Origin of the sequence: Xenorhabdus lircayensis (genome assembly GCF_016306625.1) — a bacterium.
GTDB lineage: Bacteria > Pseudomonadota > Gammaproteobacteria > Enterobacterales > Enterobacteriaceae > Xenorhabdus > Xenorhabdus lircayensis.
Genome location: NZ_JACOII010000039.1, coordinates 50356 through 65207 on the forward strand (window position 1 = coordinate 50356; position 14852 = coordinate 65207).

The window sequence follows — 14852 nt, forward strand, 5'->3', positions numbered from 1 at the left end:
ATAATATTCCCCATACCTACATACATTAGGAAAGCTTTTGTTATCCTGCGTAATGAAAAATTATTATCAGCTGCTAACAAAAAGTAATCGCTTTATTTGTACTGGTGATTGATTTTATTTTTCATGAAAAAAAGAGGTGATTTCAGTAATTATGTGAATTATCTGTGGGAATATACGAATAATAGATCTCAAGTTTCCGCACTGCTTTAAGAGAGAAAATAATTAGGGGAATATATAATTTTATTATAACTGCGTGATTGTAATGAGTATATGTAGCCAACAAAGCTGTGGCTTGAAAGATGGGGAATATTTAAAGAGGCGGGGTTTCGCCTCTTTAATTCATCACTTAATCGAACTGCTTACTCACTCGGAAACTCAGCCATAAAACTTTCTGCTTTCTCTACCATCGATTTTGTGCCGACAAAGAAAGGCACACGTTGGTGCAATTGATTTGGCACGATATCCAGAATGCGGTTTGCACCATCACTGGCTTTTCCTCCGGCCTGTTCTGCCAAGAGTGCAATTGGATTGCATTCGTACAGTAGGCGCAGTTTTCCGGTTGGATGGCTTGCTGTGCTTGGATAAATATAGATGCCGCCTTTCAGCAGGTTGCGGTGGAAATCAGCAACCAGAGAGCCGATATAACGAGTCGTATAAGGGCGTTGGGTCTCCTCATCTTGCTCCTGACAATATTTGATGTACTTTTTCACACCCATTGGGAATTTGATGTAGTTCCCTTCGTTGATAGAGTACATATTGCCTTTTTCTGGGAATTGGACTTTTTCATGGGTTAGACAGAAAACGCCAAGGGAAGGATCGTAAGTGAAAGTATGAACGCCACAACCTGTGGTATAAACCAGCATCGTGGATGAGCCATAAACCACATAACCTGCTGCAACCTGACGATTCCCCGGTTGCAGGAAATCTTCTTCAGTTACAGGCTGCCCGATCGGAGTAATTCGATGGTAAATCGAGAAAATAGTCCCGACGGAAACGTTTACATCAATATTCGAAGAACCATCCAGTGGATCCATCAAAACAACATACTTCGCATTTTCTGCTCGGTCGCCATCAAAAATAACGATCTCGTCTTCTTCTTCAGAAGCGATACCTGCAACTTCACCGCGTGCTTTCAGGGCTGCCTTGAGTTTTTCATTGGCATACAGATCCAGTTTCATCTGAACCTCGCCCTGAACATTGGATACACCGCTAGCGCCTAAAATATCCACCAGACCCGCTTTATTGATATCCCTATGAATGATTTTGGCGCCTAATTTGATGGCAGATAGCAGTGCGGTCAGTTCACCTGTAGCATGAGGAAAGTCTTGCTGTTTTTCGACGATGAATTCGCCTAATGTTTTCATGACAAAGGCCTTGAATTTGATTGTGGTTTTAGAAAGCGTGCTTCACGTTTTGTGTCGCACTCATGCGCGGGCAGTTTAGCTAAAGAATCAAATGATTCATAGGCTATTGCATTTCTAATCTCCGATTTGATGGTTAGAATAGTGATACAGTTCATGATATTGGGTAGAAATAAATGCGTATTCATATTCTTGGCATTTGCGGTACTTTCATGGGAGGGCTGGCGATCCTTGCTCGTTCATTGGGTCATGAGGTGACTGGCTCCGATGCCAATGTGTATCCACCAATGAGCACCTTGCTGGAAAAACAGGGTATTGAGCTGGTGCAAGGATACGATCCTGCTCAACTCGATTCTGAGCCGGATATGGTGATCATTGGTAATGCTATGACACGTGGCAATCCTTGTGTAGAAGCGGTGCTGGATCGTGGCATTCCTTATACTTCTGGTCCGCAATGGTTGCATGATCACGTGTTACCTGAACGTTGGGTATTGGCTGTCGCAGGAACACACGGTAAAACAACAACGGCTGGCATGCTGGCATGGATTCTAGAACAGTGTGGTTATAAACCGGGATTTCTGATCGGTGGTGTGCCGGGTAATTTTGAGGTTTCAGCACAAATCGGCGAAAGCCCGTTTTTTGTGATTGAAGCGGATGAGTACGACAGTGCTTTTTTTGATAAGCGTTCAAAATTCGTGCATTACAGTCCCCGCACACTGATCATGAACAACCTTGAATTTGATCATGCCGATATTTTCGAAAATCTGGCAGCTATTCAAAAACAATTCCATCATCTTGTCAGAGTTGTGCCGAGCATGGGTAAGATCATTGTTCCTGATAATGACATTAATCTGAAACATGTACTCTCAATGGGATACTGGAGTGAGCTAGAGCAGTTAGGGGAAACCGGGAACTGGCAGGCGAAGAAAGTCAGTCAGGATAGTAGTAACTACCAAGTATTCCATCATGGCGAATGGGTTGGTGAAGTGAACTGGTCATTAGTTGGTGAACACAATATGCATAATGGTTTGATCGCAATTGCGGCAGCCCATCATGTCGGGGTTCAACCTGCGGATGCCTGCCAGGTACTGGGTGAGTTTATCAATGCCCGCCGTCGCCTTGAACTGAGTGGAGAAGTGAACGGTATCTCGGTTTATGATGATTTTGCTCATCATCCGACGGCTATCTTAGCCACAATGGAAGCGTTGAGAAGTAAAGTAGGCGGAATGGCCCGTATTCTTGCTGTGCTGGAACCTCGTTCGAATACCATGAAAATGGGCATGAGCAAAAATGATATCGCGCCTTCCATGGGACGTGCCGATGAAGTCTTTCTCTATCAGCCGACCAATATTCCGTGGCAGGTTATTGAAATTGCTGAACAGTGTATTCAGCCCGCTCGTTGGAGTGCTGATATTGATACTTTGGTTCGGATGATTGTTGAAACGGCACAGCCGGGCGATCATATCTTGATTATGAGCAACGGTGGATTTGGTGGCATTCACGAGAAATTGCTGGCTGAATTGGCTAAGAAAGCACATGCGGTTTAATTGAGGCATTCGTCAGAATAGGGGGGATCGCACCCGTTGGACGATCCCCTTGATCTGCCGTGTATGTTTGTTGGTTTTATTGGTATACAGCAGAGCCGGATTAAAGTTCTTGATCAAACAGATTGAGGAGCGCCTCATACAACTGTTTTGTCGTAAGGTTTTGTGCTGGCGTGGAAAAAATAGTGTCATCGCCCGCAATGCTGCCAAGAATCCCTTCTGCTTTACCCAATGAATCTAACAGGCGTGCAATTAACTGCGCTGCACCTGGGCTGGTACGTATGACCACAACGCTATGATTATAATCGACATCTAATACCAGATTTTTTAATGGGCTGGTGGCCGTGGGCACCCCCAGTTCTGCTGGTAGGCAGTAAACCATTTCCATTTTTGCATTACGGGTTCGGACAGCACCAAATTTCGTCAGCATTCTGGAAACTTTAGATTGGTTGATATTTTCAAACCCTTCATCCTGAAGTGCTGAAACAATTTCACCTTGAGAGCTGAATTTTTCTTCTTTCAATAATGCCTTGAAAGCTTTTACCAAATCTTCCTGTTTCGAAGGAACACGCATATTTCACCATCGTTGAATCCATTATGAGGCAGACATTATGCGAAAGAGTGAATTTTTATTCAAGAAAGAGAAGAAAAAACCAAAATATAGAACATAAATGCATATTCTTCCCATATTACCCTATTGATCGTTAGGGAATTGATAATGTTATTTTTGCTCATTTTTTTCTGACAGATTAAACATAGTAAATGTATTGTTAATTAAATGGTGTTGTTTGATGAGAAAGGGAAGTGTAAGGTAATCAATTAATTGATTAATGATATAACTGGAATAATTCTCAAAAAAGTGTCCGTTATCTCATTAACAGATAAGCCTTTTGTCTAGAATAAAACAACTTTGATGTCCTATCATCAAGCCATTAGGTGGATAATCTGGCTGTTAACAGATTGTTTTTAATACGTAGTGATTTACAGCACTCATTTAAGGAGTATCAGGATGAAAGTTGCAGTTCTCGGTGCAGCCGGTGGTATTGGTCAGGCACTTGCCCTTCTACTCAAGACCCAGCTTCCTTCAGGTTCAGAACTTTCCTTGTATGATATTGCTCCGGTGACCCCAGGTGTGGCAGCCGATCTGAGCCATATCCCAACGGCAGTGAAAGTCACTGGTTTTGCGGGTGAAGATGCAACCCCTGCACTGGTAGGCGCAGATGTAGTACTGATCTCTGCGGGCGTGGCACGTAAACCTGGTATGGATCGTTCCGATCTGTTCAATATCAATGCGGGGATCATTCGTAATCTGGTTCAGCAGATTGCCAAAACGTGCCCAAAAGCACTAATCGGGATTATCACAAACCCAGTCAATACCACCGTGGCAATTGCGGCTGAGGTTCTGAAAAAAGAAGGCGTTTACGATAAGAACCGTCTGTTTGGTGTGACAACGCTGGATATTATCCGTTCCAACACCTTTATTGCTGAACTGAAAGGCAAGAAACCAGAAGAACTGGAAATTCCGGTGATTGGTGGGCATTCAGGCGTGACTATTCTGCCCCTGCTTTCTCAAATTCCAGGTGTTAGCTTCACTGATGAAGAAATTGAAGCATTGACCAAACGTATCCAAAACGCAGGTACTGAAGTGGTTGAAGCGAAAGCGGGTGGCGGGTCTGCAACCCTGTCTATGGGACAGGCAGCAGCACGTATGGGGCTTTCTCTGCTCCGTGGTCTGCAAGGCGAAAGCAACGTTATCGAATGCAGCTATGTTGAAGGTGACGGCAAATATGCCCGTTTCTTCGCTCAACCTGTTCGCGTAGGTAAAAATGGTATCGAAGAACGTTTAGATATTGGCAATCTGAGTGATTTTGAACAGAAGTCATTAGATAACATGCTGGATGTTTTGAAGAAGGATATTAAATTGGGCGAAGAATTTATTAATGGTTAATTTGCTTAATTCGTAATTTATTAATATACGAATTAAGTTAAATATATTAGATAACTAAAACCGCTAGTTTGAAAATAACTAGCGGTTTTTCTTTGAAGAATTATATTGATAGCTAATTATTCTTTTTATCTCGAACTTTTCTTTCTAATAGTTCTCCTGTATGGGGATCGAAATAACGGCTTGGCCATATTTCAGACGGATGCAATTCTAAGTAATTCGCTATTATCCATTCTCCCTTGGGCCATGGGCGAGAAAGTGTATTCGCCAAAGTTGATGAGCTCAACCCCGCTTCACGAGAAACCGCTGCCAGCGTGGTTCCACGTTTACGTAAAGCGGCAATAATATCAGCAGGATGCCAATCCGATTTCATAGAAATCATTTTTTTAATCCTTTCCTATTAAATTTGAAGCCACATTAGTGGTATAACTAAAGTGTTAGTGTGAAATTAATAACGAACACGAATCTGTTATTAAGAAAATAAAATAACATTATTTTTTCTAAAAATATTTCTAATTTTTTCTTAATAACTTCTTTTTTGAACTTGGTTACAAAAATAGAGAAACATTATGAAAAAAGAGTGGTATACGGCAATGGAGTTGACCGGTGTAGGCGAGTTACCTAGATCACCACAAGGAGTTAATGCCAGAGCAAAACGTGAAGAATGGTTGAGGCAAAAACGAGCAGGTGTTCAAGGAAGGGCGATTGAATACCATTACTCTTGTTTTCCTGAATCAACCTTGTCGGCTTTGGAACTTCATGAAACATCAGCGGAATATCAGGTTCAGAGACAAGATCCTTTATCCATTTGGGTAAGTGCATTTAATTTACTCACCGAGGAAGAAAAGGAGGTAATTATCGCAGTGATATTACGAGATGGCATAAGAAGTTTTTTGGAAAAAATCACAGCTACTTGAGGCAGTTTTTGAAAAGCCAAATGTTTAAAATTTGGCTTTTTCTTCACTGTTCCAGTACAAAGCGAGGAGAAAGAGATGAAAAAAGAATGGTATTCTGCAAAGGAACTCATCGGCCTCGCAGGGCTGCCATCGTCTCCCCAAGGAGTTAATCTGATGGCAAGACGCGAGGGCTGGGAACAACGGCGTAAGCGTGGAGTGCAGGGAAAGGCACTCGAATATAGTGTCAGCAGTTTGCCTGAAGAAGTTCTGAATGTACTGACTGTCAGTGAACATTCAGTCGAGTATTACCGGAATAAACGACAGGACCCATTTATGATTTGGGTGGAAGCGTACTATCAGTTGACCAAATCCGAAAGGGAACGAATGGTTAAGTTCATTTTGAGAAAAGGGCTCGCTAGCCTTGTCCAATACGTAGGAATTCAAGAGTTTGATAGTAAAGACAGTATCCCAGATTGAACAATCTGGGATACTGATTGATTTCGGCTCAGGAAAGTCGCTGTACGGCGACATGGGCTAACCCCACAAGGGCCGCCTTGTATGGAGTGTCTTCCAGTATTTGCAACGCTGAAATGGCCTTATCCGCTTCTTCTTCCGCACGTTGGCGGGTGTATTTAAGTGAACCACATTGTTTCATTGTTGCTAGTACGGTATCCAATAAATGGCGGCCATTTCCTTTCTCAATGGCACCGCGTATCAGTGCGGACTGTTCCGGTGTTCCATGGTTCATGGCGTGCAGAAGGGGTAATGTGGGTTTGCCTTCATTGAGGTCGTCCCCTGTATTCTTACCGAGCGTGCTGTTATCTGAATCATAATCAAGCAGATCATCAATTAACTGAAACGCAGTGCCAAGGTAACGGCCATAATCACGCAGTGCTATTTCTTGCTCAGGGGTTGCATTGGCGAGAATGGCTGCTGAATGTGCAGCGACTTCAAACAGGCGGGCCGTTTTACTATAAATGACGCGCATATAATCATCTTCTGAGATATCAGGATCATTACAGTTCATCAACTGCATCACCTCACCTTCAGCAATGACATTTGTAGCGTCAGACATCAGTTTTAATACGCGCATGGAGTCAAGGCCGGTCATCATCTGAAATGAGCGCGTATAGATAAAATCGCCCACAAGGACACTGGCTGCATTGCCATAAATGGAGTTGGCCGTTGCCTTGCCACGGCGCATGTCAGATTCATCAACGACATCATCATGCAACAATGTTGCAGTGTGAATAAATTCAATCAAGGCAGCAACTTTGATGTGTTTTTCTTCTTCGCAATGCAGCGCTTTGCCAGCCAGTACTGCAATCATTGGGCGAATACGCTTTCCACCGCCGCTGATAATGTAGTAACCAAGTTGGTTGATCAGCGCAACGTCAGAATTTAATTGGTTAAGAATGGTTTCATTAACCGCTGCCATATCATCAGCGGTGAGCTTCATTATCGATTCTAAATTCATGTTTTGGCTTTGGGCTCCGATGCAGAGCTGTACTCATTAATTAGCATATCAATAGATATCACGATATATCGATTGTACTTGAAAAACCGTTCAAATAAATGACAATTGAAAAACTCCGTTTTTTTCTCATCTGTTCTAATTCTGCACTTGTCTTCCAAGCGGTTTTTGCGTAGAATTCGCGCCCTATTGTGAATATTTTATAGCGCGCTCTGGGAAGAATTTTAGGGGGTGCGCGGAAAGCGGAGTTTATATGTACGCAGTTTTCCAAAGTGGTGGTAAACAACACCGAGTAAGCGAAGGCCAAACAATTCGCTTGGAAAAGCTGGACATCGCAACAGGTGAAACTGTTGAGTTTGACCAGGTGCTGATGGTCGCTAATGGCGAAGATATCAAAATCGGCGCTCCAGTAGTTGAAGGCGTTAAAATTAAAGCTGAAGTTGTTGCTCACGGTCGTGGCGAGAAAATTAAAATCGTTAAGTTTCGTCGTCGTAAACACAGCCGTAAACAGCAGGGCCACCGTCAGTGGTTCACCGATGTTAAAATCACTGGCATCGCTTAAGATTTTAGGAGAGCAGATTAATGGCACACAAAAAGGCTGGCGGCTCGACTCGTAACGGTCGCGATTCTGAAAGTAAACGTCTGGGTGTAAAACGTTTTGGTGGTGAGTCTGTTTTAGCAGGCAGCATCATCGTTCGTCAACGTGGTACTAAATTCCACGCAGGCAACAACGTAGGTTGTGGTCGTGACCACACCCTGTTCGCATTAGCTGACGGAAAAATTAAATTCGAAGTTAAAGGTCCAAAAAATCGTAAATTTATCAGCATCGAAGCTGAATAATTTTTTTTTTGAATCTTAGTCGAATCGGAAGCCCTGCAATGTGTGTTGCGGGGCTTTTTATATTTTGGATTATGCCATCTCTGGGTACAGCAGCCATCCAGCATTATAGTGGCTATCCTACGGAGAAAAATGATGAAATTTGTAGATGAAGCCAGAATACTGGTTGTAGCGGGAGATGGTGGCAATGGTTGCGTCAGCTTCCGTCGAGAGAAATATATTCCAAAAGGTGGACCGGACGGCGGTGATGGTGGTGACGGCGGTGACGTCTATCTGCTGGCAGATGAAAACCTCAATACGCTGATTGACTACCGTTTTGAAAAATCCTTCCGCGCTGAACGTGGTCAAAATGGACAAAGTCGCGATTGCACAGGTAAACGTGGTCAGGATATTACCATTAAGGTTCCAGTAGGAACCCGTGTGCGTGATATTGCCACAGGAGAAGTGCTTGGAGACATGCTGCGCCATGAACAGCGTTTTATGGTCGCAAAAGGTGGTTTCCACGGTCTTGGTAATACCCGCTTTAAATCTTCTGTGAACCGTGCTCCGCGTCAAAGAACCATGGGAACACCAGGAGAAAGCCGCGAGCTGATGATGGAACTCATGCTGTTGGCAGATGTGGGCATGCTGGGGATGCCAAATGCAGGCAAATCCACCTTTATTCGTGCTGTTTCGGCAGCAAAACCTAAAGTCGCTGATTATCCATTTACAACATTGGTACCAAGCCTTGGTGTTGTGCGCATGGATAACGAGCAAAGCTTTGTGGTAGCGGATATTCCCGGTTTAATTGAAGGAGCGTCAGATGGTGCTGGTTTGGGCATTCGTTTCCTGAAACATTTGGAACGTTGTCGTGTATTGCTGCACTTGATTGATCTCTGCCCAATCGATGAATCTGATCCGGTTGAAAACGCTCGTATCATCATCAAAGAGCTGCATAAGTACAGTGAAAAACTGGCAGAAAAACCACGTTGGTTGGTATTCAACAAAGTTGATTTGATCGATCCAGAAGAAGCTAAACAGCGGGCAAAAAACATTGCTGATGAGCTTGGTTGGGAAGGCGATTATTACATGATTTCAGCTATGAACCGTCAGGGCGTGAAAGAGCTTTGCTGGGACATTATGGAGTTCATGAAGACGCAGCCTCGTAGTCTGGAAGCGTCGGAAGAAGCCCAACCTGAAAAAGTTGAATTCATGTGGGATGACTACCATAAGGAACAGTTGCAGCAATCGCCTGATGATGGTGATAGTGATGATTGGGATGACGACTGGGACGAAGAAGACGACGAAGGCGTTGAGTTTATTTATAAACATTAGTCTTCATGTAAGACGTCGAATATGACAAAAGGGCGCTACTTTTTTAGCGCCCTTTTTCCGTTTAACCGTTTTTGATTAATGATTCTGGTATAACGATTTATATAAATGATTTTCGAAACGCGTCAATAGAACACGACGGGTTCGTTGATCTTCGGGGGAAACTGAGTAAGTAGAGATAAATTGGACGAAAGCGATTTGCTGTCCGCTGGTGGCAGTGATAAACCCGGCAAGATTATAAACTCCTTGCAATGACCCCGTTTTGGCAAATACCTTACCATCCACACCTGCTTCGTGCAGTCCAGGGCGATAAGCCAAAGTACCATCATATCCTGACCGAGGCAGCATGGAGATGAAATCTAGTTCATCATTATGTAGAGCAATAAATTGCAATATCTCCATCATGGTTGCAGGTGTAATTAAATTGTGGCGTGAAAGGCCTGAGCCATCCACCATGACGGTATTGCCTAAATCAATGCCGGCTTTTTGTTTCAAAATCTGACGAACTGCATCAGAGCCTGCCCGCCATGTCCCGGGAACGTTAAAATAGCGGTGGCCAAGGGTACGAAAGAGGGTATCCGCAATCATGTTATCTGACTTTTTCAACATGATTTTTAGCATATTATGTAACGGTATTGATTGATTCAGGGCGAGGATCTTTTTGGGTTGCTCAGGAATCGATTGGCGTCGTATATGACCTCTTAATTCAATACCTGCAATACTCAGTTCATTTTTCAGAATCGTACCGGCATAACTGGCACCATTCTGGATGGCGAATGCCAATGGGAGTGGTTCATCACGCTGAGTGAGGCAGCCTGTGAGGGTATATCGGTTCAATTCACCTGAAGTGACATCAAGTTCGCAGTATTTTGCTTCTGGTGAGCCTTTGGCTAAAGTTTTTACTTCACTGAGTACATTAACAGGATAAAAAGAGGGAGCACGGACAAATGCTAGTTCACCGGGTTGCTCTGAGCTGTAAAGTGAAACCGAAAAGCAGTTTTTATCCACAATTGCGGCGGCTGGAGGGGCGCTGAAACACTGGGTCATGTCGTTCCATACCCAGCCAGGCGCTTTATCGTGGCTGGCGAAAATTGAAATGTCTATGACGAGGTCGCCATCAATTTGTTTTATGCCGGATTGTTTTAATGCCTCAACCATATTGCGCAGTTGCGAACGTGTGAGCATCGGATCGCCTACAAAGCGAGCCGTCAGATTACCTTCTAATACGCCATCCGAGATATTCGCATCACTTTCCAGTGTTGTTACAAAATGGTAATCCTTACCAAGCTGTAGCAGGGCTGCCAATGCCGTCACAATTTTCTGCGTACTTGCAGGTAATGCCATTTGTTGTCCGTGATAATCAATTAAGGGGTTTTTTGCGCCAACTTTTTGGGCGATAAATAAGGCATTAGTCCCCGCAGGCAAATATTGAGCGCTTTCTTCGATTAAAGAGGCATTTGCACTGAAAACACTCAGGCTCAAACTGAGCATACAAGCTATTCTGCTGGTAATTTTTAAAAGAGCCATAGATCTCGCATATGAAGGTGGATGTATTTCAATAATATTTGTATTAATAATACTAAGGTGCAATTCAGGGAAAAGTAAACGATGATCCATCATCAACTCTACGTTAGAATGATAGATTAGCAGGTAAAATATGTATGTGAACTTCAGATTATGCTGGGTTTACACTCCTTTTATTGTCTGGAGGCCCGCCTGATAGGGTGTGCTCATTGTGCTGTTATTACAAAAATCAGGAAGATGTTGTTTGGGCTTAGGATTGATTTAGAGGTTTGATAAATGAAACAAATTCCGATGACGGTACGTGGCGCGGATAAATTGCGCGAAGAATTAGAACATTTGAAAAATGTACGTCGCCCTCAAATTATTACCGCAATCGCTGATGCGCGTGAGCACGGTGATTTGAAAGAGAATGCGGAATATCATGCCGCTCGTGAGCAGCAGGGCTTCTGCGAAGGTCGTATTCAGGAGATTGAGGCCAAACTTTCCAATGCACAGGTGATTGATGTCACGAAGATGACCAACAACGGTCGTGTGATCTTTGGGGCAACGGTAAAGGTACTGAATGTGGACTCAAATGAAGAGCAAACTTACCGTATCGTGGGTGATGATGAAGCGAATATCAAAGAAAATCTTCTTTCTGTGAATTCACCGATTGCCCGTGGCCTGATTGGTAAAGAAGCGGATGATGTTGTTGTGATCACCACGCCTGGCGGTCAAGTAGAATACGAAGTTTTGAACGTGGATTATCTCTAATAAATACCATGGCAATCGGCTCTCACGTTGCCATGGAAGAAAAAAAGGCCAAACTTGGCCTTTTTTATCATGGTAAATAAATATGGCACTTTTGTATAAATATGCCGTGATTATTTAGGTAGACTAATCTTGCGTTCTTTCGATGGACGGTAGAGAACTAGTATTTTCCCAATAATTTGCACATTATGTGCACCAGTTTCACGAACAATCGCTTCAGCGATCAAAGTTTTGATTTCGCGGTCTTCGCCCGCTACTTTGACTTTGATAAGCTCGTGATGCGAAAGAGTTTGTTCTATTTCAGCCAATACGCCTTCGGTCAGCCCGTTGTTGCCGATCATAACGACAGGCTTTAATGAATGAGCGAGGCTTTTCAGGTATTGGACTTGTTTCTTGTTAAGAGTCATCGTTTTTTGCTTAGTTGGGATTGAAAACGACATATTCTACCGCCATCTCATATCTATCACCATAAAAGTGTGGTGTGGTTTGATATGAGATCGCAAAAAAACAAGGCTCTCTATTAGTATAGTTGGAAATAACAATGGCCAATAAAAAACGTTCAGCAAGCTCAAGTCGCTGGTTACAGGAGCATTTTAGTGATAAATATGTTCTTCAGGCGCAGAAAAAAGGGCTTCGCTCTCGCGCTTGGTTTAAACTTGATGAGATACAGCAAAGCGACAAAATCTTTAAACCGGGCATGACCGTTGTTGATTTAGGCGCTGCTCCGGGGGGGTGGTCTCAATACGTAGTCAGTCAGATTGGCAATAGCGGGCGAGTGATCGCTTGTGATCTTCTGCCAATGGATCCGATAGTTGGGGTCGATTTCCTTCAAGGGGATTTTCGTGATGAACTTGTATTGAAAACATTGCTTGAGAGAGTTGGTGATAATAAAGTCCAGGTCGTCATGTCGGATATGGCTCCCAATATGAGTGGGACCCCCGAGGTCGATATTCCCCGATCCATGTATCTGATTGAATTAGCGTTGGGTATGTGTCGTGATGTGCTGGCCCCTGGGGGTAGTTTTGTCGTCAAAGTGTTTCAGGGAGAGGGCTTTGATGAATACCTGAGGGAAATACGCTCCCTTTTTACGAAGATAAAAATTCGTAAACCAGAAGCTTCGCGGGCACGATCACGTGAAGTATACATTGTAGCGACAGGGCGGAAAGTGTAGTACCCTGACTACTATTTGTTAACACAGTTGTAATATGAGGTTAATCCCTTGAGTGACATGGCGAAAAACCTGATTCTCTGGTTAGTCATCGCAGTTGTCTTGATGTTATTGTTCCAGAGTTTTGGTCCCGGCGATTCTAGTGGTCGTAGGGTGGATTACTCTAACTTCATCAATGAGATATCGCAGAATCAAGTAAGCGAAGTACGTATTTCGGGTCGTGACATTGATTTCACTAAGAAAGACAACGGTGGAAAATACAGCACTTATATGCCTATTCAGGATGAGAAGCTGCTGGATACCCTACTCAATAAACAGGTAAAAGTTATTGGTGAACCACCAGAACAACAAGGCCTGTTGGCGACTCTCTTCATTTCATGGTTCCCAATGCTACTGCTGATTGGCGTCTGGATCTTCTTTATGCGCCAAATGCAAGGCGGTGGCGGTAAAGGGGCAATGTCTTTTGGTAAAAGCAAAGCCCGCATGTTGACAGAAGATCAGATTAAAACCACGTTTGCCGATGTTGCTGGTTGTGACGAAGCAAAAGAAGAAGTGGGTGAATTAGTTGAGTATCTGCGCGAACCCGGCCGTTTCCAAAAACTCGGCGGTAAGATCCCGAAAGGCATTTTGATGGTTGGCCCTCCAGGTACCGGTAAAACGCTGCTGGCAAAAGCCATTGCAGGTGAGGCGAAAGTGCCTTTCTTTACTATCTCCGGTTCTGATTTCGTCGAAATGTTCGTTGGTGTGGGTGCTTCCCGTGTTCGTGACATGTTCGAACAGGCGAAGAAAGCCGCACCTTGCATCATCTTTATTGACGAAATTGATGCAGTAGGCCGTCAGCGTGGTGCTGGTTTGGGTGGTGGACACGATGAGCGTGAACAGACATTGAACCAGATGCTGGTTGAAATGGATGGTTTCGAAGGTAATGAGGGCATTATCGTTATCGCGGCAACCAACCGTCCTGATGTTCTGGATCCTGCACTGTTGCGTCCTGGCCGTTTTGACCGTCAAGTAGTTGTTGGTCTGCCTGACGTTCGTGGTCGTGAGCAAATTTTGAAAGTCCATATGCGTCGTATCCCGCTTGATACTGACATTGATGCATCTATCATTGCCCGTGGTACACCTGGTTTTTCCGGTGCGGACTTGGCAAACCTTGTAAATGAAGCTGCTTTGTTTGCTGCTCGCGGTAACAAACGCGTTGTTTCTATGGTTGAGTTTGAAAAAGCCAAAGATAAGATCATGATGGGTGCGGAACGTCGTTCAATGGTTATGACGGAGGAACAGAAAGAATCCACGGCATATCATGAAGCAGGTCATGCCATCATCGGTCGCCTGGTGCCAGAACACGATCCTGTTCATAAAGTCACGATTATTCCTCGTGGCCGTGCGTTGGGTGTGACATTCTTCTTGCCAGAAGGCGATCAGATCAGCGCAAGTCGTCAGAAATTGGAAAGCCAAATTTCAACTTTATATGGCGGGCGTTTAGCTGAAGAAATTATCTATGGTGTAGATAGTGTTTCTACCGGTGCGTCCAATGATATTAAAGTAGCGACATCTATTGCACGTAACATGGTGACACAGTGGGGCTTCTCAGAAAAACTGGGGCCATTGCTGTATGCGGAAGAAGAAGGTGAAATCTTCCTCGGTCGTTCGGTTGCTAAAGCGAAACATATGTCTGAAGACACCGCGCGTTTAATTGATCATGAAGTGAAAGCTCTCGTTGATCGTAACTATCTGCGTGCACGTCAGATTCTGATGGATAATTTGGATATTCTTCACACAATGAAAGATGCGTTGATGAAGTATGAAACCATTGATGCTCCTCAGATTGATGACCTGATGAATCGAACAGCAGTACGTCCACCAGCAGGTTGGGAAGGTGACAATAATAATGGCGGCAATAATCGTCATAATACGTCATCTCCGCAACAAGCTTCGAAACCTGCGGATGGTAATCCAACCGCATAACGTGGTTAACAACCTTATCAAACCAAGGACAATAACAAATTGTTGTCCTTGGATTTGACAGACTGTACTTCTTA

At 43.9% G+C, this 14852-nt stretch carries 16 protein-coding genes; 10 read left to right on the forward strand and 6 right to left on the reverse strand.

Going from position 1 to position 14852, the window contains the following annotated elements; genetic code table 11:
- Positions 1 to 359: 359 nt before the first annotated feature.
- Entirely contained in the window at positions 360 to 1364 is a 1005-nt protein-coding gene (gene fbp, locus H8A87_RS11370) for a class 1 fructose-bisphosphatase (protein WP_198690082.1), read from the reverse strand.
- A gap of 173 nt (positions 1365 to 1537) precedes the next feature.
- On the opposite strand from fbp, the gene mpl reads away from it, so the two are divergent.
- Positions 1538 to 2908 (forward strand): UDP-N-acetylmuramate:L-alanyl-gamma-D-glutamyl-meso-diaminopimelate ligase, encoded by a 1371-nt coding sequence (gene mpl, locus H8A87_RS11375; protein ID WP_198690083.1) that lies wholly within the window; start codon positions 1538 to 1540, stop codon positions 2906 to 2908.
- A gap of 100 nt (positions 2909 to 3008) precedes the next feature.
- On the opposite strand, the gene argR is transcribed toward mpl, so the two are convergent.
- A complete protein-coding gene (gene argR / locus H8A87_RS11380; RefSeq protein WP_198690084.1) occupies positions 3009 to 3479 on the reverse strand; it encodes a transcriptional regulator ArgR in 471 nt (156 codons plus the stop codon).
- 435 nt (positions 3480 to 3914) lie between these two features.
- Here argR and mdh point away from each other — a divergent pair, with 435 nt between their 5' ends.
- Complete coding sequence (gene mdh / locus H8A87_RS11385; RefSeq protein WP_198690085.1) at positions 3915 to 4853, forward strand: malate dehydrogenase; 939 nt, start codon at positions 3915 to 3917, stop codon at positions 4851 to 4853.
- Between the two features lie 112 nt (positions 4854 to 4965).
- Here mdh and H8A87_RS11390 read toward each other — a convergent pair whose 3' ends face one another.
- Positions 4966 to 5232: a helix-turn-helix domain-containing protein gene (locus H8A87_RS11390; RefSeq protein ID WP_099112671.1), complete on the reverse strand. Its 267-nt coding sequence runs from the start codon at positions 5230 to 5232 to the stop codon at positions 4966 to 4968.
- A 187-nt stretch (positions 5233 to 5419) separates the two neighbouring features.
- Between H8A87_RS11390 and H8A87_RS11395 the strand changes: the two genes are divergently transcribed.
- Together H8A87_RS11395 and H8A87_RS11400 are read left to right on the forward strand one after the other, a co-directional pair.
- Positions 5420 to 5767, forward strand: coding sequence for a DNA-binding protein (locus H8A87_RS11395; RefSeq protein WP_198690086.1), 348 nt, complete (start codon positions 5420 to 5422; stop codon positions 5765 to 5767).
- Between the two features lie 75 nt (positions 5768 to 5842).
- A complete protein-coding gene (locus H8A87_RS11400; RefSeq protein WP_198690087.1) occupies positions 5843 to 6223 on the forward strand; it encodes a DNA-binding protein in 381 nt (126 codons plus the stop codon).
- Positions 6224 to 6251: 28 nt separating this feature from the next.
- Here H8A87_RS11400 and ispB read toward each other — a convergent pair whose 3' ends face one another.
- Positions 6252 to 7223 carry an octaprenyl diphosphate synthase gene (ispB, locus tag H8A87_RS11405; RefSeq protein WP_198690088.1) on the reverse strand — a complete coding sequence of 324 codons (972 nt, stop codon included), beginning with the start codon at positions 7221 to 7223 and terminating at the stop codon, positions 6252 to 6254.
- A gap of 250 nt (positions 7224 to 7473) precedes the next feature.
- On the opposite strand from ispB, the gene rplU reads away from it, so the two are divergent.
- From rplU to cgtA, 3 genes are all read left to right on the forward strand, one after another.
- Positions 7474 to 7782, forward strand: a complete 309-nt coding sequence (rplU, locus tag H8A87_RS11410) for a 50S ribosomal protein L21 (RefSeq protein WP_010845219.1) — start codon at positions 7474 to 7476, stop codon at positions 7780 to 7782.
- A 20-nt stretch (positions 7783 to 7802) separates the two neighbouring features.
- Entirely contained in the window at positions 7803 to 8060 is a 258-nt protein-coding gene (gene rpmA / locus H8A87_RS11415) for a 50S ribosomal protein L27 (RefSeq protein WP_010845218.1), read from the forward strand.
- A 132-nt stretch (positions 8061 to 8192) separates the two neighbouring features.
- Complete coding sequence (gene cgtA / locus H8A87_RS11420; RefSeq protein ID WP_198690137.1) at positions 8193 to 9371, forward strand: Obg family GTPase CgtA; 1179 nt, start codon at positions 8193 to 8195, stop codon at positions 9369 to 9371.
- Positions 9372 to 9446: 75 nt separating this feature from the next.
- Here the strand turns inward: cgtA and dacB are convergent, their stop codons facing one another.
- A complete protein-coding gene (dacB, locus tag H8A87_RS11425) occupies positions 9447 to 10895 on the reverse strand; it encodes a serine-type D-Ala-D-Ala carboxypeptidase (protein WP_198690089.1) in 1449 nt (482 codons plus the stop codon).
- Positions 10896 to 11168: 273 nt separating this feature from the next.
- Here dacB and greA point away from each other — a divergent pair, with 273 nt between their 5' ends.
- Positions 11169 to 11645, forward strand: a complete 477-nt coding sequence (gene greA, locus H8A87_RS11430) for a transcription elongation factor GreA (protein ID WP_198690090.1) — start codon at positions 11169 to 11171, stop codon at positions 11643 to 11645.
- 110 nt (positions 11646 to 11755) lie between these two features.
- On the opposite strand, the gene yhbY is transcribed toward greA, so the two are convergent.
- Positions 11756 to 12049, reverse strand: coding sequence for a ribosome assembly RNA-binding protein YhbY (gene yhbY / locus H8A87_RS11435; protein ID WP_198690091.1), 294 nt, complete (start codon positions 12047 to 12049; stop codon positions 11756 to 11758).
- A gap of 134 nt (positions 12050 to 12183) precedes the next feature.
- Between yhbY and rlmE the strand changes: the two genes are divergently transcribed.
- Together rlmE and ftsH are read left to right on the forward strand one after the other, a co-directional pair.
- Positions 12184 to 12813 carry a 23S rRNA (uridine(2552)-2'-O)-methyltransferase RlmE gene (gene rlmE / locus H8A87_RS11440; protein WP_198690092.1) on the forward strand — a complete coding sequence of 210 codons (630 nt, stop codon included), beginning with the start codon at positions 12184 to 12186 and terminating at the stop codon, positions 12811 to 12813.
- Positions 12814 to 12861: 48 nt separating this feature from the next.
- Entirely contained in the window at positions 12862 to 14778 is a 1917-nt protein-coding gene (ftsH, locus tag H8A87_RS11445; RefSeq protein ID WP_198690093.1) for an ATP-dependent zinc metalloprotease FtsH, read from the forward strand.
- Positions 14779 to 14852: the final 74 nt, after the last annotated feature.

Coding starts and splice junctions, on each gene's coding strand:
- fbp (WP_198690082.1), bottom strand. CDS start 1,364: ATGAAAACATTAGGCGAATTCATCGTCGAAAAACAGCAAGACTTTCCT.
- mpl (WP_198690083.1), top strand. CDS start 1,538: ATGCGTATTCATATTCTTGGCATTTGCGGTACTTTCATGGGAGGGCTG.
- argR (WP_198690084.1), bottom strand. CDS start 3,479: ATGCGTGTTCCTTCGAAACAGGAAGATTTGGTAAAAGCTTTCAAGGCA.
- mdh (WP_198690085.1), top strand. CDS start 3,915: ATGAAAGTTGCAGTTCTCGGTGCAGCCGGTGGTATTGGTCAGGCACTT.
- H8A87_RS11390 (WP_099112671.1), bottom strand. CDS start 5,232: ATGATTTCTATGAAATCGGATTGGCATCCTGCTGATATTATTGCCGCT.
- H8A87_RS11395 (WP_198690086.1), top strand. CDS start 5,420: ATGAAAAAAGAGTGGTATACGGCAATGGAGTTGACCGGTGTAGGCGAG.
- H8A87_RS11400 (WP_198690087.1), top strand. CDS start 5,843: ATGAAAAAAGAATGGTATTCTGCAAAGGAACTCATCGGCCTCGCAGGG.
- ispB (WP_198690088.1), bottom strand. CDS start 7,223: ATGAATTTAGAATCGATAATGAAGCTCACCGCTGATGATATGGCAGCG.
- rplU (WP_010845219.1), top strand. CDS start 7,474: ATGTACGCAGTTTTCCAAAGTGGTGGTAAACAACACCGAGTAAGCGAA.
- rpmA (WP_010845218.1), top strand. CDS start 7,803: ATGGCACACAAAAAGGCTGGCGGCTCGACTCGTAACGGTCGCGATTCT.
- cgtA (WP_198690137.1), top strand. CDS start 8,193: ATGAAATTTGTAGATGAAGCCAGAATACTGGTTGTAGCGGGAGATGGT.
- dacB (WP_198690089.1), bottom strand. CDS start 10,895: ATGGCTCTTTTAAAAATTACCAGCAGAATAGCTTGTATGCTCAGTTTG.
- greA (WP_198690090.1), top strand. CDS start 11,169: ATGAAACAAATTCCGATGACGGTACGTGGCGCGGATAAATTGCGCGAA.
- yhbY (WP_198690091.1), bottom strand. CDS start 12,049: ATGACTCTTAACAAGAAACAAGTCCAATACCTGAAAAGCCTCGCTCAT.
- rlmE (WP_198690092.1), top strand. CDS start 12,184: ATGGCCAATAAAAAACGTTCAGCAAGCTCAAGTCGCTGGTTACAGGAG.